Annotated in this window: 18 protein-coding genes and 1 pseudogene; 4 read left to right on the forward strand and 15 right to left on the reverse strand. The window is 61.0% G+C overall.

The window, feature by feature from the left end; translation table 11 throughout:
* Nucleotides 1–104 precede the first annotated feature (104 nt).
* The 15 genes from ACAX43_RS29905 to ACAX43_RS29975 all read right to left on the reverse strand — a co-directional run bounded on the left by ACAX43_RS29905 (nt 105) and on the right by ACAX43_RS29975 (nt 15,157).
* Nucleotides 105–1,301 carry a hypothetical protein gene (locus ACAX43_RS29905; RefSeq protein WP_370711950.1) on the reverse strand — a complete coding sequence of 399 codons (1,197 nt, stop codon included), beginning with the start codon at nt 1,299–1,301 and terminating at the stop codon, nt 105–107.
* A 10-nt stretch (nt 1,302–1,311) separates the two neighbouring features.
* Nucleotides 1,312–1,905: a type 4 pilus major pilin gene (locus ACAX43_RS29910; RefSeq protein WP_370711951.1), complete on the reverse strand. Its 594-nt coding sequence runs from the start codon at nt 1,903–1,905 to the stop codon at nt 1,312–1,314.
* Nucleotides 1,906–1,917: 12 nt separating this feature from the next.
* Nucleotides 1,918–3,048, reverse strand: coding sequence for a type II secretion system protein (locus ACAX43_RS29915; RefSeq protein ID WP_370711952.1), 1,131 nt, complete (start codon nt 3,046–3,048; stop codon nt 1,918–1,920).
* Nucleotides 3,045–5,243, reverse strand: a complete 2,199-nt coding sequence (locus tag ACAX43_RS29920; protein WP_370711953.1) for an ATPase, T2SS/T4P/T4SS family — start codon at nt 5,241–5,243, stop codon at nt 3,045–3,047. Before ACAX43_RS29920 ends, ACAX43_RS29915 begins: the two co-directional genes overlap by 4 nt.
* A gap of 1 nt (nt 5,244) precedes the next feature.
* Nucleotides 5,245–5,817 carry a hypothetical protein gene (locus ACAX43_RS29925; RefSeq protein WP_370711954.1) on the reverse strand — a complete coding sequence of 191 codons (573 nt, stop codon included), beginning with the start codon at nt 5,815–5,817 and terminating at the stop codon, nt 5,245–5,247.
* Nucleotides 5,804–7,096 carry a hypothetical protein gene (locus ACAX43_RS29930; RefSeq protein ID WP_370711955.1) on the reverse strand — a complete coding sequence of 431 codons (1,293 nt, stop codon included), beginning with the start codon at nt 7,094–7,096 and terminating at the stop codon, nt 5,804–5,806. The genes ACAX43_RS29925 and ACAX43_RS29930 overlap by 14 nt, the downstream gene beginning before the upstream one ends.
* An 8-nt stretch (nt 7,097–7,104) precedes the next feature.
* Nucleotides 7,105–8,733 (reverse strand): type II secretory pathway protein, encoded by a 1,629-nt coding sequence (locus ACAX43_RS29935; RefSeq protein WP_370711956.1) that lies wholly within the window; start codon nt 8,731–8,733, stop codon nt 7,105–7,107.
* 4 nt (nt 8,734–8,737) lie between these two features.
* The gene (locus ACAX43_RS29940) at nt 8,738–9,295 is read right to left on the reverse strand and encodes a toxin co-regulated pilus biosynthesis Q family protein (RefSeq protein WP_370712001.1); all 558 of its coding nucleotides are present in this window, start codon (nt 9,293–9,295) and stop codon (nt 8,738–8,740) included.
* Nucleotides 9,296–9,307: 12 nt separating this feature from the next.
* Entirely contained in the window at nt 9,308–9,733 is a 426-nt protein-coding gene (locus tag ACAX43_RS29945; RefSeq protein ID WP_370711957.1) for a lytic transglycosylase domain-containing protein, read from the reverse strand.
* Nucleotides 9,730–10,989: a TrbG/VirB9 family P-type conjugative transfer protein gene (locus ACAX43_RS29950; RefSeq protein WP_370711958.1), complete on the reverse strand. Its 1,260-nt coding sequence runs from the start codon at nt 10,987–10,989 to the stop codon at nt 9,730–9,732. Before ACAX43_RS29950 ends, ACAX43_RS29945 begins: the two co-directional genes overlap by 4 nt.
* Nucleotides 10,986–11,792: a transglycosylase SLT domain-containing protein gene (locus ACAX43_RS29955; RefSeq protein ID WP_370711959.1), complete on the reverse strand. Its 807-nt coding sequence runs from the start codon at nt 11,790–11,792 to the stop codon at nt 10,986–10,988. The genes ACAX43_RS29950 and ACAX43_RS29955 overlap by 4 nt, the downstream gene beginning before the upstream one ends.
* On the reverse strand, nt 11,785–13,074 hold the full coding sequence (locus tag ACAX43_RS29960; protein WP_370711960.1) for a TrbI/VirB10 family protein: 1,290 nt from the start codon (nt 13,072–13,074) through the stop codon (nt 11,785–11,787). The genes ACAX43_RS29955 and ACAX43_RS29960 overlap by 8 nt, the downstream gene beginning before the upstream one ends.
* 11 nt (nt 13,075–13,085) lie before the next feature.
* Complete coding sequence (locus ACAX43_RS29965; RefSeq protein WP_370711961.1) at nt 13,086–13,967, reverse strand: TrbG/VirB9 family P-type conjugative transfer protein; 882 nt, start codon at nt 13,965–13,967, stop codon at nt 13,086–13,088.
* On the reverse strand, nt 13,964–14,665 hold the full coding sequence (locus ACAX43_RS29970; protein WP_370711962.1) for a type IV secretion system protein: 702 nt from the start codon (nt 14,663–14,665) through the stop codon (nt 13,964–13,966). The genes ACAX43_RS29965 and ACAX43_RS29970 overlap by 4 nt, the downstream gene beginning before the upstream one ends.
* 237 nt (nt 14,666–14,902) lie before the next feature.
* Nucleotides 14,903–15,157: a hypothetical protein gene (locus ACAX43_RS29975; RefSeq protein ID WP_370712005.1), complete on the reverse strand. Its 255-nt coding sequence runs from the start codon at nt 15,155–15,157 to the stop codon at nt 14,903–14,905.
* 117 nt (nt 15,158–15,274) lie between these two features.
* Between ACAX43_RS29975 and ACAX43_RS29980 the strand changes: the two genes are divergently transcribed.
* The 4 genes and pseudogenes from ACAX43_RS29980 (at nt 15,275) to ACAX43_RS29995 (ending at nt 18,490) form a co-directional block, all read left to right on the forward strand.
* A complete protein-coding gene (locus ACAX43_RS29980) occupies nt 15,275–16,534 on the forward strand; it encodes a tyrosine-type recombinase/integrase (RefSeq protein WP_370711963.1) in 1,260 nt (419 codons plus the stop codon).
* A complete protein-coding gene (locus tag ACAX43_RS29985; RefSeq protein WP_370711964.1) occupies nt 16,531–16,965 on the forward strand; it encodes a hypothetical protein in 435 nt (144 codons plus the stop codon). Before ACAX43_RS29980 ends, ACAX43_RS29985 begins: the two co-directional genes overlap by 4 nt.
* 14 nt (nt 16,966–16,979) lie before the next feature.
* Nucleotides 16,980–17,342 carry a tyrosine-type recombinase/integrase gene (locus ACAX43_RS29990; RefSeq protein ID WP_370712002.1) on the forward strand — a complete coding sequence of 121 codons (363 nt, stop codon included), beginning with the start codon at nt 16,980–16,982 and terminating at the stop codon, nt 17,340–17,342.
* Nucleotides 17,343–17,483: 141 nt separating this feature from the next.
* Nucleotides 17,484–18,490, forward strand: a pseudogene (locus tag ACAX43_RS29995) (tyrosine-type recombinase/integrase).
* The last annotated feature ends 64 nt before the right edge of the window (nt 18,491–18,554 follow it).

An 18,554-nucleotide genomic window follows, 5' to 3' on the forward strand; every position in this document is an offset into this window, starting at 1 on the left:
ACGAGCAGGTGACGGGCGCCGCGAACGCCCCGCGACCGGACAGGAGAATCACGCCGAACAGCACGACTCTCACCCACAATTTCCAGAATCCCATTCCTTTTTCCTCAAAACGCACAATAGGTTGAAGCCGAAACCTGACCAGGTATGGGTGTGCTCGTCCCGTCCAGGATGTAGACAATCCACGGTCCCGTGCCAGCGAATCCGTAATTAACCGTGGCGGTCGTATCCACGTAGATGCTCCGCGGATTAACAAGAATTTGCGGGGTGCCCCCGCTCGAGCAGAGTGGGGCCGGCACACCCTGCCCGCTTTGCACCGTGTAATAGGCGTAGCCCTGAATCCGGCCACCGATCGGCAGCCAAACGTTGAACTGGCAGGACAGCATCTGACCCGAGCCGTCACTGTTTCCCGCGATAGCGGTTCCAGTGCAGCCGGCTCCTGGCACCGCAATATTCCCCAACGTCATGGTGCCGGTGACGACCGCGTTCCCATGGATCGTGGCCGCCCCGCTGTCGATCGGCGCCGGGGCGGTTCCGTTCTGGTTCTGCACATATAGCGTCGCCGGCGAACGAACCGCACTGCTAACGGCGACATTCGACGCTGCCACCGTCGGGGCGGCAATCGTCCCGGTCGCATCGATGTTGCCGACGTTATGCAGGTCGACGCCGTTCACGTTCTGGCTGCCCGTCCATGTCAGGCTACCGTCTCGCCGGATATACACCGAGTTGCCATCCGTGGCGTTCGCGTTGGTCGCAACGATAGCCGCAGCGGGCGAGCCGGCAAGCGGGTTAGCCGCTGTCCAAGCGCCGTTCAAACCTGTGACCGTCCCGGAGTTCTGGGTCTTCGAGAAGCCAAACGCGGACCCACCCGCCTGAGCGATCTGCGACGCCCCGATCACATCCGGCTGACCATTGCGGGTAATCGGCTGCGAGGGATAGAGGATGTACGAGACGTGGCAGTTACCGGCGCTCGGCGAACAGTTCGCGGGCACCATCGTCATCTGGATGGTGTACACACCGCCCCAGAACGGGCCATTGCTATGCGGCTGTTTCAGGCTGCCACTCGTAAAAAGCGCATCGATCGTGGGAGGAGTCAGCGGTTGCGGATTGGCCGGGTTGTACTGCGCCAGCAACGTCGCATAGTTATCCGTCACCCAGGACGCAAGCGCCTGGTTGATGGTCGCCTCGTTCTGGCCTTCTGCCGCGAGTAACGTCGCGCGGCGGTGCGCGACGTCCTCCTTGATGCCCTGAAGAGTGAGCAGCGCAGATGCGACCAGAACGACCACCATCTCGATAATGCTCATATACCGGCCTTCAGTTGTTGTGCGTCGCGTACATGCCGATGCTCGCTGTCGCACCCGCGGAGGCGCATGCCGTCCCCGCCGTCGCATCGTTATATTGCGTCGACGGCCCCGAAATGGTCGTGCCGTTCACGGTGACCATCGTGTATGCCCCCGCCACGGCGGCAACGGACAGCGAGCAAACCGTTGCAGGAACTGGATACGTCATGACCATCGCATCATTGGCGGTCGACACCAGGCCTGAAGCCGCAGTGACCGACCCACCAAAAAGCCCAATGAGAGTACCTGCCGTCTTGTTCACGCGTGAGCCGGCCGAATCGAAGGCGTGGTTCGTCGCCAGCGTCTGCAACGACTCCCCAGAGAAATCCACCTCGTTGGAGGAGGCATCCTGAATACCGCTGCGAAACAATTGCGCCTCGCTCTTGAATTGATAAGCGTGGATGCGGTCCATCACAAATCCACGCCCTTGATACACGGCGAGCGCGAGCAGTGCCGCACCCGCCATGACCGCCGCGCCTTCGATAATGGACAGCTCGCCGGACTGCCGCCGACGTCGTGCCATCTGAATGAGTGTCGTCTTGCTGCGACCCGGTGTGTTCTTTTGCATAAAAGGCCTCTTCTATCGGACGGCGGACGTGCCGGTTGTGTCAAAGCTGGCAGCACCGGTCGCCACGTAGGAACCGATGCCGAAAATCAGAAACCCTGCGGCCGCGATGCCGAGCAGGACGTAATGGGTGATCCTTGCGTTGCGCCGTACCGTTTCGACCACGCGCGAGAGCGACTCGCGACCGAGATCCTTGATGGCCTGAATGAATTGGTCCCGGCCGGCGGCATCCGCAATCGTGTCGATCACCTCGTCGGAAAAGATCCCGGTGTTCAGGGCACGCATCGGCTCGTGCGGCGTTACGGTCAGACGGCGGCTCATCCTGTTCAGGTGCCACTTCATCCACGGATCGGCCGTCTTCGTCAGCCGGTCGAGTGCCGCCCGCAACGTCAGCCCCGAGTCGAAAAGACCCGACAGCGAGACAATCAGTAAAGCGGCGCGCAGGTCGCGCCGGTTGCGCCACATGAGGGGGGCATTGTCGAGACGGTTTCGCAATTCGCCAGTCCAGCGTCGCATCGTCCAGAAATAGCCAAAGACCGCGCCAAGCGTGATCGCGCCGGTGAGCCACCAGTACCGGTAGCAGAACGTGTCGACCGCATAGAGGAACCGCCCAAACGGGAACCACTCTTCGAGCGGTTTGAAGTCCAGCACCGCCGGGAAAATCTCTCCCCCGAACATCATGCAGAATCCGTACATGTAGACAATGATCATTGCCGGGTAGGCCATCTGCGTCGACGTCGTACCGGAGAGAATCCGTTTGGCATTAGCGGCCATTTCAGCGAGTTCCAGACCGCGCACCGCCGCATCCTTTTGCGTCGCCGCGGCAGCGAGCTCGAGCAGCGCGTACTCGTCGCTGGGAATGAACGGCTTCATCGCCGCAGCGAAATCGTCACCCTGTTGCATGCGTCGCGCGACGGCCTGAAACACGGGCCAGACGAACCCCTTGCGCCCACGATGCCGCTTTTCGAGCACCGTCAAGCGCTCGAGCAACGTCTCGCGGTTACGCACGCCTTTGGACGCAACGACGTCAAGGCGCGTCTCGCGATAGAAGGCCTCACGCATCCTGCGAAAGCTGATCGTCGCAATGTGCATCCGCTCCCTGTGCGGAAGCGACATGAAGACCGGATAGACAAGCCACTTGATCACGATGGCATCCTCCCATCGCGATCCGCAAAAATTCGGTAGTCGTCAAACGTGCGCATCGAATCGTTGATGAAACGCGGATCAATGATCCCGGTCGAGGCCTTGTACAGCGCGTGTTCGTAGATCGTTTTGCCCGTCATGTCCGGGTCGTCGAAACCGGTCAAACGCGTGGCGCGCCAGACCTTTTCCGCGCCGCGCCAGTCGCGCACCGCAATGCGATCGAGGAACTCCGGGCTCGGACGGAACAACTCCATAGCGAGCGTTTGTCCCCTGGTGCCGCCCGCGACCTTGCCTGCGCGCGTTACCAGCCCCTTGAGACGGCAGTGCTCACACCCTTCTTCAGCGCGGCAAGCCATCGCCGACGTATCAAGACCAAACTTCGTCTTGAGCAGGTGCAGGTCCGACTGACTCATCATGTCGCGCGCCGGCACCTTGCAGTGCGGACACAGGAGCGGGATCAGCTTCTGGTTGCCGACCGCGTTCACGTATTTTTCGGACGACACCTCATCCATGGGCAACTGGAGACGCCCGCCCGCGAGGCGCATGAACACACCGATCGCGCTGTCCGCGTGCAAGGTCGTCCGGACCGGGTGGCCTGTTAGCGCCAGTTCGGTCACAAGCGCCGCCATCACGGCGTCGCGGACTTCTGTCACGGTCAGATCATCCGGGTCCATCCGCATGAGCGTGCGGATCACTTCCGCAGCTTTGCGGCTTGCATCCTCTTCCGACTCATCGGGACGATGAGGGATCGAAATTTCCGACAGCCAGGGGTTCGGAAATTCGGCCGGCTGGCTAACCGCGTACTGTTTGCGCAGATCGCGGGAAGTCATCATGTACGACAGCGCGCGCAGCAGCGTCGATTTGGCCGAGCCCGTTTCACCGCTGAGAATCGTGACGCCGCCGCTCACATTCCCGAGTGCCTTGACGATTTTCAGCTGGCTGGTTTCCAGCCCCATCTGTTCAGGCATCAGAACCTTGTAGTGCCTGAAATTGCCATCCAGCAAACGGAGGGCAACGTCGAATCCGCCGACCAGAGGCGAGCTCTGCCAGCGCAGGTTGACCACGTCGGTCTGCACCACGAGTGGAATCATCGCGGACTGCGGCGCGTTCGGCTGGAAGGTCTCGGCCGAATTCGTATTGCGCTGTACGAGATCCTGGTACGAGGCCGACAGCGCCCGACGAACGAGCGCCTTGGGCATGTGGCGATAGGTGTACAGGTCGCCATGGACGCGAAAGCGGATTTCAACTTCATCGTTGAAATCCCGGTATTCGTAGTGGGAGTCACTCGCACCATATCCGTGAGCCGCTTCGATCACGTCACGGAACATGCCGATGGCGCGGGATGCTTCGGGAATGACGGCCGTGGACCGGCTTTTTTCGGTGCCATAGATCGCTGCGATGACCTCTTCCGAAGCGACCATCTCCTCCCGCACCGCGATGTCCGCGCGGGCGAGATCTTTCAGATACGTCGAGTAGAGCGCCATTTCGCGAAACGCGCGCGTAGCAACAACGATGGCGACACCCGCCTGCAGGTCAACCGCCACGAATTCGCGGCGGGCGGCATCGGTAATGCGCAACGCAGCGTCCGGACCGCGCTCGCACAGGATGCGCTTGAACGTCAGCGATTCAGCCGAGACAAGTTGCGGAAGACCGGCCAGGATAACCTCGACGTCATGTGCCGCGAGCTCGGCCACCAGTTCTTCGGGAACGGTGGCTCGATGGCCAGCAGTCTCGACGGCGCGAGCACCTTCGACGAACGCCGGCGGTGCATCGTGGTGCGTCACGTCGACATGGACGGCTTCTGCCGGGTCGACTGCTGAGGCTGCAGCGGCTGCGGCCGCAACGGGCTGATCGACGGATTGTCGATCGTTCGCGAACCGGCTTTCATATGGTTCGCCGCGCTCCGGTGCCGATACGGCTTCAGGTGCGGCCGCATCGCGCGCCTCGACGTCCGTAATGTCTCCGTCACGCAGGCGCATACCCAGCGTCACATGCTGCGGTTGAACCGGTTTGGCTGGCTTGCTGGTTGTTTTGAAGCGTGGCTCTTCGCCCTGGACTGCCGCGTGCCCGCCCGCGATCGGCATGCTGTCGACCGATGACGCGCTGGACTCGCTAAAGCTGCTGCGCCAGAACTTCAGACGGCCAAGAATGCCGCCGCCTTCCGGCTCTGCGTTCTCGTAGTTCGAAAAAAGCGACATGTCATTGCCCCGGTCTTGAGAAAGGTACTGGTGAAATAACTGCGCCGGGCGGCAATGGACCGCCCAGGTCACTGAGTGCTCTCAGCGCGGGGGAAGAAGAGGGATCGGGACCGGCACTGCTACCTGCAATCGGCTCTGTCCACGGCTTCCCTTTGCCTTCGCTGACGGTGACGAGGTAGCCATCAACCTTCGTGACCTTCCAGCCGTTGAGCAGATCCGACCCGACGAGGGCCGGGTAGATCGCACTGCGGAATTCGTAGAGGACATGCATGCCGCTCCCGTCGCGGTACGCACCAAGAAAAGAGACGCGCTCGGCGTGTCGGGCGGGCTCCGCCCGGACCGCGGGCACGACAACCGGTTTTGCAGCCGCTCCGGCCGGGCCCGGTACCGGCAACGAGAGATTCGATACGCCAGCTCCCTGCGCAGACCCGTCACCCTCGCCTTTGAGATTGCGCACGACCTTGTCGCGCGACAGCTGGTCAATATCGTCCAGCGTCAGATGGGGCGTCTCAGCGTGTGCAGTAACGATGCCAAGTGCGCAGGCGAGGCCGACAAGATGTTTAGTCCTGAACATAATATTTACCCTTCGCAGTGAAATGGATGCCGACTTCGCCTTTGGTGCGCAACTCGACGGTGAGGGTCTCGAGCGACATGCTCGGCGGGAGCCTTGAGAGCAGAACCGCCTGCCAGCGATACCCATCGATCTGCCACGTACCCTCGCGGATCATGTGAGGGATACCACCGGCGCCTGGCGTGCCGGGCGATGCTGCAACGAGCGGGTGCGCCGGCTGAAGCCTGACCTCATACCCATGGCTGTCAAGATCGAACGGTTTGACCGACAGTTTCTGTGCGGGGGTCTGCAGCATGTCGATCAGCGCCTGCTCGGATGGCCACAACTTCGCCGCGTCGACCCGAACTGCCGCGACTTTCGGCACTGCCGCTCCATGAGTGCTGAGGTGCTTGCCATCCGCATCGAAAGTGATCGGGCGCATTGACGCGGGGGCCGCCGCATCGAAACCGGCGAAGGTGCCGCCCACACGCGTGTAGGTAGTCAAACAGTATCCAGCCGCAGGGCACAGCACCCGTTCGACGAGCCAGCCCTCCACAACACTCTCGCTCCCTCCAACCTGAGACAACAAGAGCGGCGCAAGCCGGGACGCGAGCGGCGCCTGAAGTGAAAACGTCTGTGCGACCGCCTTCGCATACTTCTCCTGCAGGGTCTCCTGGTGCGGCGGAGGCGGTGGCGGGGAGAACGCGTCGAACATCTCCATCGTGATGAGCACCACGGCCACGACGATGACCGTGACAGGCACGAGCGTCGGAACGGCAAGCGGCATCTTCCTGACGCGGCCGGCCTTTTTATCGGCCAGCAGCGCGAGAGCCGTGAAGCTTTCGTCAACGTCACCGATGTTGGCGCCAGTCCCAAGCGTGACGAGCGGCAGGTTCTGTTTCAGGCACTCCTGCTCGATGGCGAGCCGTCGATCGCCCACGTCTACAGGCGTGAGCACTTCATCGGTGCGTACCGCGCCGCGTACCACGAATATCGCGTGCACGCGCTGCGCGTCATCCTGCAGGAGTACGAGGGCAGCGGGCAACGCCTTGATGCGCGCGTGCTGCGCAATGCGCGCGGCACCCGAGAATAGTTTCGAACCCGGATAGTCGGCCGATTCCGGCGCCGCAAAGCCGCCGATCATTTCATTGCCGACCTTGTACTCGACGTAGTGCGTCGCGCCGAAATCGTCCGCATATCGACGGCGTTCGGCCCGTGCTCCCTTGACGGGATAGGCGCGCCAGTCGAGGCCGAAGATCAGCCTCGCTTTGCTGTTTCCCGGTAGCGGCTCGGTAATGTGCATGCCGGCGCTCACATCGATGGCACAACGGTGGCTGTAAGCATGACCACCTGGAACGTGCGCGCCTTGCTCCAGTTGCCGGTAAGGCCCGCGATGCCCGTATTCGTCGTGCTATCCGCCTGATCGGTCATCGCGCCGTACAGCACAATCGTCTGGCCGTCGGCGAGCGCAACGATCTGGTCATCCTTCTGGCCCACCGTATGCGCCAACTGGATCTGCTGCTGTGTCTGGCCGGAGCCGACAGTTGCCGACGTGAACTGGCCGTTGAGCTTTGAGCTGTCGCTCCAGTAGGCGAGCACAATCTGGTTGTGGTCATTGACCGACGGCAGGACGTTCACGAAGTCCCCCGTTGTCACCGTGCCAGGTGTCAGGCCCGGAACGCCACCCGAAGTCGCGGTGAGCGAGCCAGCAGAAGGCGACGTTGATCGCAGGTAGTCGTCACTCTGGAACGACGCGATCGAAACGGGCAGCCCGTTGAGCGTCATCTTCGTGACCGTGTTGTCCTGGACGGTGCGGCCATACTGGTTCAACGCGTTCACGACAGCGTTCGTGCCCGAGAAAGGCGCGTCGGGACGCAACACCGACACGCCAACCGAGCCACCGCCCGAGGCGAGAGACGTCGGCGAAACGAAGCTAACCGCATATTTCGCGAGGCCGCCCTGGATGCTGGTGAAGACGACATCCGCGTTCATCCCGGCCTGGCTGCCCTTGTTCAGCGCGATCTGCAGCGTGCGCACCCGGATCGCAACCTGACGCGTCGAGATCGCGTTTTCGTGCTTGAGAATGTCCCCCATGCGATCAGCCGCTTCCTTCGTGTCGTAGACCATTACGAGACGACTCTGCGGATTGACGACAACTCGGCCCATCGGCGAACGGACGCGATTCAGCTCATCCGCGATAATCTGCATCTGGTCGAAGTCGCCCGTCCGCCCGCTCGAAGTCGTAGCAGAGAACGAACCGGTATTGCCGCCCGAACCACCGGAACTGCCGCCGGACTGGTTCCCGGTCGACGTGTCCATTCCCTTCGACATGTCTGACTTGATCGACACCTTGCCCGGGATCGCAGCGATCTGGTACATCCGGGTAACAAACCGCGAGATGTTGATCGACGACCCATCGAACGACCAGTCAAGCCCAAGATCATCCGAGACGCCGCGCAGATACTGACCCACGCGGCCGTTGTACGGCTGCGCATAGACCGGCTCTTCCGAGGTCTTCGCGCCGAGACCGGCGAGACCGCCAGTCGTTGCCGACTTGCCATCACCCGACGCCTCGCGAGGAATCAGCGAATCCCGAGGAACAAACACGTCGGGGCTCAGATGAACCGGGTACCCAGTGGCGCTGGAAACCAGTGTTGCGATTTTCCGGATCGAAAGGTTTGCCGGGAACGTCACAACCTTGTCCCGAAACACGGCGGGCAGATTCGCCTCGTAGGCGACGGGAACAAGGCGGTCGCCCAGGAAGGCGGTCGGCACGTCTTCAACGAGCGGCATCGATTGCGGGCCATCGCCCACCGCTCCGGTCATGGTGCGGTTCGCGGCATCATAGGCGCTATTCACATCGGACTGGCTGACGGCACAGCCCGCGATCGTCAGGGTTGCGGCGACGGCCACAGCGAGTCGCATCGGAAGATGACGCATGGTGTTAGTCCTTGCAGTTGGCCGCGCGCGCGACGACGCGGATGACCTTGTTGGTATGGCGGCACACACGGGTCGGCGTGCGCATGTGGTTGGTCGCCTGCATGACCTGCGTCAGCACTGAGGTGAAGTCCCCGGTGAAAGTCGCGTTGAACTCAAGCGGCAGGTCGTCGTCGATCTTCCAGGCCAGTTGCCACCCCTGCGTTTGCAGCCAGCGGTCGAGCGCGTTACGCAGGTTGACGTCCTGAGGTGTGATGGCCAGCGTCAGGTCCCCTGAGGGAGCAGACGGTACGCCCGGCAATACCACGGGTGCGACCGCGAGCGACTGCGCCGGAGCACCGCTCTGAGACGCGCTCGGCACCGCCGTCATCGACGTCGACGGGGCGTGGGAATCCGAAGCTGGCGCGGCTGCCGTGCCAGAGAGGATTTGCCAGTCGTCGGCACCCTTCTGCTGGCCGGGTTCGTTCGCGGCGGAGCACCAGGTCGCGAAACCCGCGAGCGCGAGTGCCGCGAGGATCTTCGCGACAACGCCTACGCGACGGTATGTTGGAATCGTCAGGTTCATGTCCATGGTTCTTCAGTGCTCTGCCCGCTGCAGGCGTCGGTAGATTGCGTTGGCGTAGACAAGCTGCTTGCTGGTCGAGCGCGCGTTATAAGCGCCGACCGCTTTCCAGGTAGGTCCAAACTCTTTGATGTTCGAGGCGAGAATCCACGTGCCGACGTAAGCGTTCACGCAGGCATTGAAAAGATGCTCGCGCCGGATGCCGTAGCGCGCGAGCTTTGGCAGCCACGAGGAATTGATCTGCATGAGGCCGATGTCCTCGGAGCCATCACCGTTCACGTTCACCGCGTTCGCACGCATGCCCGATTCGTGTTGCGCGATCGCGCGCACGAGTTGCGTGCTGATGTGACGGTATGCAGCCGCGTCGTCCAGGCAGTCGGCGTGGCACGGAATAGCGGTTGCGGCGCCCGCGAGCAGCACGACAGGCATCAGGCGCGTCATGAGCGCGCTCCCGTTGCCGCCAGCGCATTGCTGGTCGTCGCGTGCTCTACATACTTCACGTCACGGCGACGCGTCACATTGACGGTGTTGCCATCGGCCGTGACGATGAACTGTTCGGACGTGCCCTTGAACTGGTAGTACCGCCCTTTCTGAGCACCCGAGCCGAGGTGATGCACGTCTGCGACCGTCACCTGAACGACGGACTCTGCAAACTTGAAGTACGTTTCGCCATCCTTGTCAAAGACCGCCTCGAGGTGCGCCGGACTCGTTGAGTCGAAGTCATAGACGGTGGCCGCAGCGCGTTCCACTTCGACACTTGATGCGCCGTCCGATACAACGAAGCGCAGTGCCCGCTCGATCGTCATGACGTTGGTCGCGTCGTCCCACTTCGGACGCAGCGACTGACCGTCCATGCTGCGGAACGTCAACTCCTTCGAAGGCTTCGCTGCAAAGCGGATCTGCGTATGGGTGTCGTCTCCATCGCGAATCGCCTGTGCGCCAAAGTTTTGTGCGAGCAACGACGGCTGAGGCGCGACAGCCGCGATCTTCAGAACCGCCGTTGAGGCGGTGTTCTGCTCGCCCGCCGCATAGTTCAGCGCGGCTGACTTCGGCGCATCACGGTGCAGACGCACATGCCGCGCACCGAAATCCACGTCGGCGTACAGCCCTGACTGCGCCATCAACTGGTCAAGCGCCTGCAACCAGTTCTCGCCCGTGCGTGTTGCGAAGCCCGCCTGATCGTTGAGATCCACATCCTTCTGTGCAGACCCGGTCCATCCCTGCGGCACGAGCGCCTTGACCAGATTGGCGACAGGCATCGTAGCCTTCAGGCCGCGTACGGGTTCGAGTGCTCCGTGCGAACCGATGAGGATGAGGCGGTTGGTGAAACCATCGAACGTCGCGGGCTGGTCGTCGCGCAGTGATGCAAGCGCGCCGCGGCCGCCGACGAACGAGTTTGCTTTCGTCCAGCGTGCGGTCGCGGCGCGACCCGCAACCGTATAGGTGATCGTCTCCGGCGTGCCATCCACGACGACATACGGGCCTTCTGCATGACCGCCGACGGCAGTGATAACCTGTCCTGCGCGCGGCTGGATATAGGTCTTCGATCCATCGTTGAAGATGAGGGCCGGCCGCTCGGCGATGCCGCCCGCGATCTCATAGTCAAAATCGAACGGGTCCGTGTTCGCTGCCTGCGACGCCATCGAACCTAAGGCAGCGATACAGGCAACAGCAATTCGGGAGACTGTGCGCTTCATAGGCCTGCTTGAATCTGGTTGAGGTGCCGCGCGAAACGCGCGAGGTACGCCTGTCCCGGTGCCGGGTTGGCGCTGTGGTACCAGGCAATCGCTTTTGCCACCGAATGGGTCTTGCTGTAGTTCTCGTTGAGAATGGCTTCGGCGACACGGATGTTCGTCGACGGCCGAAGCGCGTCCCACGGCGAAGCAAAGCGCTGTGCGTGGTACCGCCAGCTAATCTGCATCAACCCCACATCGAAGTCGCTTCGGCCTGCGCTGATCAGCGACTGGATCGCGCGATACGCATCCGTGCGCGTCCTGAAGAACAGGCCCTGCCCCGCAACGTTCAGTGTCCACGGCCAGGCGTGCCCGTTCAGACCCGACTCGTTGAGCGCGATGCTGGCGAGGACCATGGGATCGACACTCGTATGCATCATCTCGAACGGCGCTGCGGCACTCGCGCATGCCCAGCCTCCTCGTCGTTCGGTAATCGCCGCCTGCGCTTCATCATCCAGGACTGCGGGCTGCAACCACCCGCGGCTCACAAGCAATCGCTCGAGCGACACGTCGCGCGCATCGACAGACACGGTGATCCCGGCATCGGGATTACTGCCTACCGACTGCCCCACGAGAGGCGTTGCCCATGTCGTGAACGCCTTCAGCCCGCAATAGAACACCGGCTTGCCGTCGAACGTCGCAACGTTGCGGGCGCCGGCGCTCGCGAGCACAACGCTCGTCGGACTGATGACGTCTTCAATGGTCGCGGCCTGGCTGCTGCAAACGCACGCACTGAGGGACAGGGTGAGGAGCACGCGCTTAATCACCGCGATACGGCTCCATGTAAATATCGCGATTCACCTTGATCATGAAGCGACGCTCACCGGGTCCGCTTGAGATGGTCGGCGGGATGTTCTTGTAACGGTCCAGCACCGACTGGGCCGTTTGTGCTGCGACCTGTCCACCCGTGCTACCGACTTGGGTGACGCCGAGCGGGCCAGTCGTGCTTGACTCGTCACCGCCGTTGAACTTGCGCAGGAGAATCGCGGTGAGAAACGATGTCCCGAAAATCTTCAGGAAATGGTTGTTGACGTCCCCCGAGAATCCCGCAGCGCCATCGGCATCCGCGCCCTCACCACCAAAAAGAGGTACGTGTTTTCCGTTCGGCAGGCGCAGCTCAGTTGCAGCAACGAGGATGGTTTCCTGTCCCGGCTTGATATCCGAGCTGTAGGGCGCGGTAATCATCGCGCCTTTGGGAATCATCAGGCAGTCGCCCCGGATGCTGTCGTACACGTCCTTCTCGACCATGAGCGAAGCCGTTCCGGGGCGATCCGAATTCAACCCTTCAGCCCACAGCACCGGAATGTGGTGCGGCGGCGACAGTACACAGCCATGCGCCTGACCAACGAAGCCGGTGCGAGCGAAGTCCTGCCCGTTGCTCGACTGTGCAGCGACGTTTTTAATAAAGGCGGTGTCCTGGTCCTGTGTGCTCAGTCCGCCCGCGCGTCCCGGCTGCTGGCCAAGACCAGCAGTTGCCATTGCGGCTGCAGCCTGCGCATTGGCGGACCCCATTGCCGCCTGCTGCGCCGCGGCCTGCTGGGCGGCGATCTGTTGCGGCGTCAGGACGCCTGCCAGTTGACTGATTTGCTGCGGTTGCTGGTCCTTGACCTTCAGACCCGCCCGGAAAATCGGCGACGCATAGACGGAATCGGTATCCGCCTGCGTCTTCAATTCGCGCACCCGCTGGTCGGCTACAAAGCTGTCCGCATTAAGACCTGGCGTCGCGGACGGCGTCGACGTCGCGTTCGGTGCCGCAGCAGCGCGTGCTTCTGAGGCGGCGATGCGGCGTGCCGCCGACTGCTGATCCTCGATGATCTTGTCAACGTCCTGCGTGCTGTTGGACTTGTCGACGACCTCGGCGGCCCTGGCCTTTTTCTGCAGCTGCGCTTCTTCTTCGAGCTTTGCGCCTTCCTTGACCTGGTAGTAGAAGCCGAGCGCTGCAATAACTACGGCCGCCACGACACCCGCGCTGATGAGCGCGTTACGCGGCGATTTACCTTTGACGATCGCGGCCTGATCGCTGGTCGGTTGGTTGTTCGGCTGAGCCATGATGCGTGCGCTCAGAAACCGAACAGACCGGGACGGCCGCGCGTGATGGTGACCTCGTCGTCAGCCGCGCGCAGTACGATCTTGCTGGCCATTTCCTGCACCACGATGTATTGCCCACGACGGATGAAGTTCGGCGTGACGGTGTCACCGTGATCTTTCACGATCGGCACGGCAAAGGGCGCATCTGCTGGCAGACGCAGCCAAACCGACTTGCCGTCGTCGAAAACTGTCTCGGGCTTGAACGGCGCCGAGCCCTTCACCGTGTAGTCGAAATTGAGCTTGTCGGGCGATACGCCGATTGGTCCCGAGTCAGTCGGCGACGGGCCGCCCTCGCCTGTGTCGCCACCCGCACCGGAGCGATCCTCGCGCGCCCGGACCTTCGCCATCAGCGCTCCAGGATAGTTAAACCGCACGGTCTGGTAGAACAGCCCACCTATCGGCGACGAGACGAGCGTCATGTCGTACTCGCGCTGGTTGGTCGTCAGGTGCAGCGTGTTGACGAGACCCGGCTTGATCGGCTTGATGAAGATGTGGTTCGCACCATCGGTATCGACCATCCACTGGATCGAGTCGCCGAGCGCGGGCTCCGTCGCCAGCGCCTCGCCACGCGCGAGTTCGATGGTCGTGGTTTTGAGCGGTGCCGTCATGACCCGGTAGATCTGGTCACGGCTGTACGCGAATACAGCCATACGGGCGTCGCCTGGCATCGTGATCGGATCAGTGCCGGCGTTGTACGGATTGACCGGACTCATCGGATCGCTGATCGCGCTCGCCAGATCGAACGAAGCAGCCGACACGGGCGCGCCCTTCTTCGCGGCAACTGCAGGCTGACAGGCGGCGACGCACGCGATGGCGGCCACCCACAGGGCGAACATGCGGGAGTCGATCATCATTGGGTCTTCTGGATGGAGAACAGCGGGTAGAAGAGGCCGAACGGGTTCGCGCCGAGTGCGTCTTCGGAGGCCGGGGGAACAATCTGGTACCGGAACGTCAGTGCGTATTTCTGCACCACCGGTTTGTCTGTAGGCGACTGCGTGGTGATCGTCGAGAACTCCACAACGGCAGTCGAATCCTCGAGCAGGGCAACGTTGGTCACCTTCGGCTCACGGACCAGCTTTGGATTAAGCGTGATCGCCTGAAACGGCGCGTCGGCCTTGACCCAGTCGCCGAACTGGTTGCGCGCGTTCCCAACCATCATGCCCTTGACGCCGTTGATATTCCGGGCCATGCGCGACTTCTGGATGTCATCGGTCAGCACGGGCTCAATCGTGAACCAGCGGTCGACGGTTTCGCGCAGAGCAGTGCGAATCGCCTGGTCATCGGGCTTGTAGGCAGTCAATTGGGTTACGACGGGATGCCCGTTCGCGTCAGATGACACGCCATATGACTTGACCTCTGAGGGAGGAGGATTGCGCGTGTACACCGCCCCGCCGGCGATAAACGCCAGGATGAAGCAGAAGGTTTTCCAGTGGTTCGCCTCGACGCGCAGACGAGCGCCGTTATCGAAGATGATCTTTTCGGGATCTTCTTCGGAATAGCCGCCTGGGGCGACAGCAAGGGCAATCTGCTTTTTGCTTCTGAAAAGACGCATGATGGTTAATCCAATTGGGCCGACTCAATTGAATCAGCCCGCATGGGAAGCCAGTCACGCAAAAGGACCGTGATTTTTGGGTGCTTTTCGGGCGGGGCGGTCTCCGCCCACAAAGCGCGACTAGTCCGTCAACCGGTTGACGGGCTTAAGGTGAAATGACGCTAAAAAACATGCAGCTTTTGAGATTAGAAGAGGCCGGAATCCAAGTACCATGCGTGCCGCGCTGTTTCACATGTTTCACACTTTTTCTGTCGAGCGCCCGAAGCATTTTTTTTGTTTAGATTCAGCCGCTTGCAGATCTTTTAGACCGTCAACCGGTTGACGGTGTTGTTGCAGAAAAATGAGTTCATGCGGGCAGATCCGATCAGGCTGTACATCACGGCTGCACGTTCTCCGCCTGAGTCCGCACCGGCAAATAAAAAGTTTTTGCGACAATGCAATTATGTGCATTGTCGCAATAATGCGCAGCCAGAAATTATGCGGAGTTTGCATGGTACGGCTCGTCACGGGCGTCAGTGCGACGCGCCTTGCATGGATCGTTGGGTAGCAGCAAGCTACACATAAAAAGTGCTTTCCTGTTTGGGTTGTAACCCATTCAGGAGAAACATCATGATCGGCTTGGTTCCTCTACGACCGCAGCCTCAGGCGTGGTTATGGCGCAACGTCCTTTCTCCTTTCGCGGAGCGCTACTGCGAATATCTCGTTGAGGCCGGCTACGCGGCTTGCACCGTCAGCCGTTACGTGAGGTGCGTCGCGCACTTTGCGTACTGGCTCACAACACGCCGCATAGCCATAGCTCGCGTCGACAATCGACTTGCCTGCGGCTTCGTGAATGACCATTTGCCTCGATGCACCTGCCCCGATCCGATTCCGAGATGTCGGACAGACGTCAGCGCGGCACTTCAGCATTTGCTGGTCGTCCTGGGCGCGTGCGCTGTCCCCCGGTATCTTTGGGCAGAACCGGATTCGGTACAACAGGAGGTGTGTCGTTTCACTGAGTACCTCAAGGACGTTTGCGGCCTTGCCGAGTGCACGCGATATCAGCGTGGTCGAATCATTCGCGATTTCTTGCATCAACGCTTTGGTCGCGGACCCATCGACATGGAGCGGCTAACGATTCGGGATGTCCGTCGATTCGTGACACGTTACCCTGACGGGTGCAAAGCCGGAACAGCACACGTAGCGGGCATAACGTTGCGCAGTTATCTGCGATTCAGGAGCATGCAATATAACGAGCAGGTCGCAGAGTTGATCGCGGCGGTGCCGAACGTAGCAGGATGGAGGTTGGCGGCATTACCCCAAACGCTTTCGGACGCAGCGATCGGACAGCTCCTGAATTCCTTCGATCATGAAACGGCGGCCGACTTGCGTGATTACGCAATGGTACGTTGTCTGGCAGATATTGGACTGCGTGCTGCGGAAGTCGTGCAAATACAGCTCGACGATTTAAACTGGCGCGATGGCACGCTGCAAATCCGTCGCACCAAATCGCGACGGGGCTACGTCATTCCGTTGCCGGAGCCAACAGGTCATGCGATCGCCGACTATATCCGGTTAGCCCGAAGAACAACGACGACCTCCCGCGCCGTCTTTGTACGGCACTACGGGCCTGCCGACCTTCCGTTGGGAACCGGGCGTGTCCATCAGGCAGTGCATGCCGCATATGTTCGCTGCGGCTGGACTGAACAATCTGGAACTCATCTTCTGAGGCACAGCGTGGCCCGACGGCTGCTTCGTTCCGGCTCGTCGTTGAAGGAAGTGGCTGACGTACTGCGCCATCAAAGCATCGACACCACCGCGATTTACACGAAGATCGACCTGCAAAGCATGGAGGCTGTCGCGCTCCCCTGGCCGGGGAGCAAATCATGAAACGCTCCGTCAACTCGGCTGACACTATGGTATCGCTGGCGCAAGCATATCTCGCAGAACGACGCTGTCTTGGCTTCGACCTCAAGATCTCTGGGCACGTATTGATGAACTTTGCCCGCTTCGCGGACGCGCTGGGGCAGCGTGGTCCGATCACGGAAGATCTGACTCTTACCTGGGCGCACTCGACACCGAGCGAAAGGGCCATTACATGGGCGCGTCGGATCGAGGTAATCCGCCCCTTCGCGAAGTATCTCAAGCAGTTCTATCCCGATACAGTTGTTCCGCGACGCGACCTGTGCGGGCGGGCCCATCGTCGTCTGGCGCCGCACATTTACACGGAGCAGGAACTCGGCGAACTCCTCACGGCGTCGGTGGCAATGTTACCCGTCGGTTCGATCAGACGCTTACATATGAAGCGCTGTTTGGATTGATTGCCGCAACCGGCTTGCGTATCTCGGAAGCCATCAATCTCTCTCGAGATGACGTGAATCTTGCAGAGGGCACGCTTACGGTGCGTGAGACGAAGTTTCACAAATCGCGCGTTATTCCGATGCATCCTACCGTAACTCTGTCCATGAAGCGTTACGCTACTCGCCGTGCGCTGGTCGTCGCCGCAGAGCCGTGCGTTTCGTTCTTTGTGAATCTTGATGGCAGGAAGTTGCAGGCCCGAACGGTGCATTGGGTGTTCGGTCGGCTTCGCGAGCAACTCGGGTGGACTTCTCGGGGTGACCACGCGTTGCCCCGAATCCATGATCTTCGCCACACGTTTGTGTGCCGGTGCATTCTCAAGTGTATCGGGACGGCGTAAACGTCGACAACCGGATGATTGCGCTGTCGACATATTTGGGGCACGTGAAGCCGAGCGATACCTACTGGTATCTGACTGCGGTTCCCGATCTCATGGAAATCGTGAGTCAGAAATTTGCGTGCTTTGCTGAAGGGGTACGTCATGACTAAAACCTGCCTGGCTCCTTCCTTCGCGACGCTCCTGCAGGACTTCTTCGTCGAACGGTTGATGCAGCAACGCGCGGTGAGCCCGGAGACGATATCGAGCTATCGCGATTCGTTTCGTCTGTTTCTTCAGTTCGCATCGGATCGCCTCGGGAGGTGCCCAACTGATCTGACGCTGTCGGACATGGATGCGCCTCTGATCCTGGCGTTTCTGCGACACCTCGAAGTTGAGCGGCGCAACAGCACGCGGACCCGCAACGTTCGACTCGCAGCGTTGCGCTCGTTCCTGAAGTACGCAGCACACCGTGACGTCGCGTCGTTGGCCGTTATACAGCGTGCACTCTCCGTGCCGATGAAGCGTTGCGATAAACCTATGGTCGGATTCCTGTCACGCGAAGAGATTCAGCAACTGTTGACGGCGCCTGACCCGGACACTTGGGCGGGTCAACGCGACAGGGTTTTGCTGGCAACGATGTATAACACGGGGGCGCGCGTCTCGGAGATCCTGGCACTACGCGTCAGTGATGTCGTCCTGGGTACATCACCCTTCGTTCATATTCTTGGCAAAGGACGCAAGGAACGAACGGTGCCTTTATGGCGATCCACGGCAAGGCTCATCAGGGGTGGTTGCCGCAGATCCAGGATGCATCAAGTCAGAGGCTCTTTCCAAATCGATCGGGAAACGCGATGACACGCTCCAATGTCGCCGATCGGATGAGAATTGCCGTATCGCGCGCGAAGGACCAATGTCCGCAACTCGCCAAGCGACGTGTTTCTCCGCACCTGGTTAGACACGCGACTGCCATGCATCTACTTCAATCAGGGGTCGACCTGTCGGTCATCGCCTTGTGGCTGGGACACGAAAGCCCGTCGACAACACGTGGCTATATGGAAGCTGATCTGACAATGAAGGAGCGAGCGTTGAACAGGATTCAGCCGCCGCAAGTAAAGAATCGTCGATATCGACCACCGGACCGCATCCTTCAGTTCCTGGAGTCGTTGTAATTATGCGTAGCTCGCCGAACCGCGAATCCTTGCGGATCGCTTCGGCGACTCGCATGGCACTATT

The organism is Paraburkholderia sp. IW21 (genome assembly GCF_041321145.1).
Taxonomy (GTDB): domain Bacteria; phylum Pseudomonadota; class Gammaproteobacteria; order Burkholderiales; family Burkholderiaceae; genus Paraburkholderia.

Coding starts and splice junctions, on each gene's coding strand:
- ACAX43_RS29905 (WP_370711950.1), bottom strand. CDS start 1,301: ATGAGCATTATCGAGATGGTGGTCGTTCTGGTCGCATCTGCGCTGCTC.
- ACAX43_RS29910 (WP_370711951.1), bottom strand. CDS start 1,905: ATGCAAAAGAACACACCGGGTCGCAGCAAGACGACACTCATTCAGATG.
- ACAX43_RS29920 (WP_370711953.1), bottom strand. CDS start 5,243: ATGTCGCTTTTTTCGAACTACGAGAACGCAGAGCCGGAAGGCGGCGGC.
- ACAX43_RS29925 (WP_370711954.1), bottom strand. CDS start 5,817: ATGTTCAGGACTAAACATCTTGTCGGCCTCGCCTGCGCACTTGGCATC.
- ACAX43_RS29930 (WP_370711955.1), bottom strand. CDS start 7,096: ATGCACATTACCGAGCCGCTACCGGGAAACAGCAAAGCGAGGCTGATC.
- ACAX43_RS29935 (WP_370711956.1), bottom strand. CDS start 8,733: ATGCGTCATCTTCCGATGCGACTCGCTGTGGCCGTCGCCGCAACCCTG.
- ACAX43_RS29940 (WP_370712001.1), bottom strand. CDS start 9,295: ATGAACCTGACGATTCCAACATACCGTCGCGTAGGCGTTGTCGCGAAG.
- ACAX43_RS29945 (WP_370711957.1), bottom strand. CDS start 9,733: ATGACGCGCCTGATGCCTGTCGTGCTGCTCGCGGGCGCCGCAACCGCT.
- ACAX43_RS29950 (WP_370711958.1), bottom strand. CDS start 10,989: ATGAAGCGCACAGTCTCCCGAATTGCTGTTGCCTGTATCGCTGCCTTA.
- ACAX43_RS29960 (WP_370711960.1), bottom strand. CDS start 13,074: ATGGCTCAGCCGAACAACCAACCGACCAGCGATCAGGCCGCGATCGTC.
- ACAX43_RS29965 (WP_370711961.1), bottom strand. CDS start 13,967: ATGATGATCGACTCCCGCATGTTCGCCCTGTGGGTGGCCGCCATCGCG.
- ACAX43_RS29970 (WP_370711962.1), bottom strand. CDS start 14,665: ATGCGTCTTTTCAGAAGCAAAAAGCAGATTGCCCTTGCTGTCGCCCCA.
- ACAX43_RS29975 (WP_370712005.1), bottom strand. CDS start 15,157: ATGCAAACTCCGCATAATTTCTGGCTGCGCATTATTGCGACAATGCAC.
- ACAX43_RS29980 (WP_370711963.1), top strand. CDS start 15,275: ATGATCGGCTTGGTTCCTCTACGACCGCAGCCTCAGGCGTGGTTATGG.
- ACAX43_RS29985 (WP_370711964.1), top strand. CDS start 16,531: ATGAAACGCTCCGTCAACTCGGCTGACACTATGGTATCGCTGGCGCAA.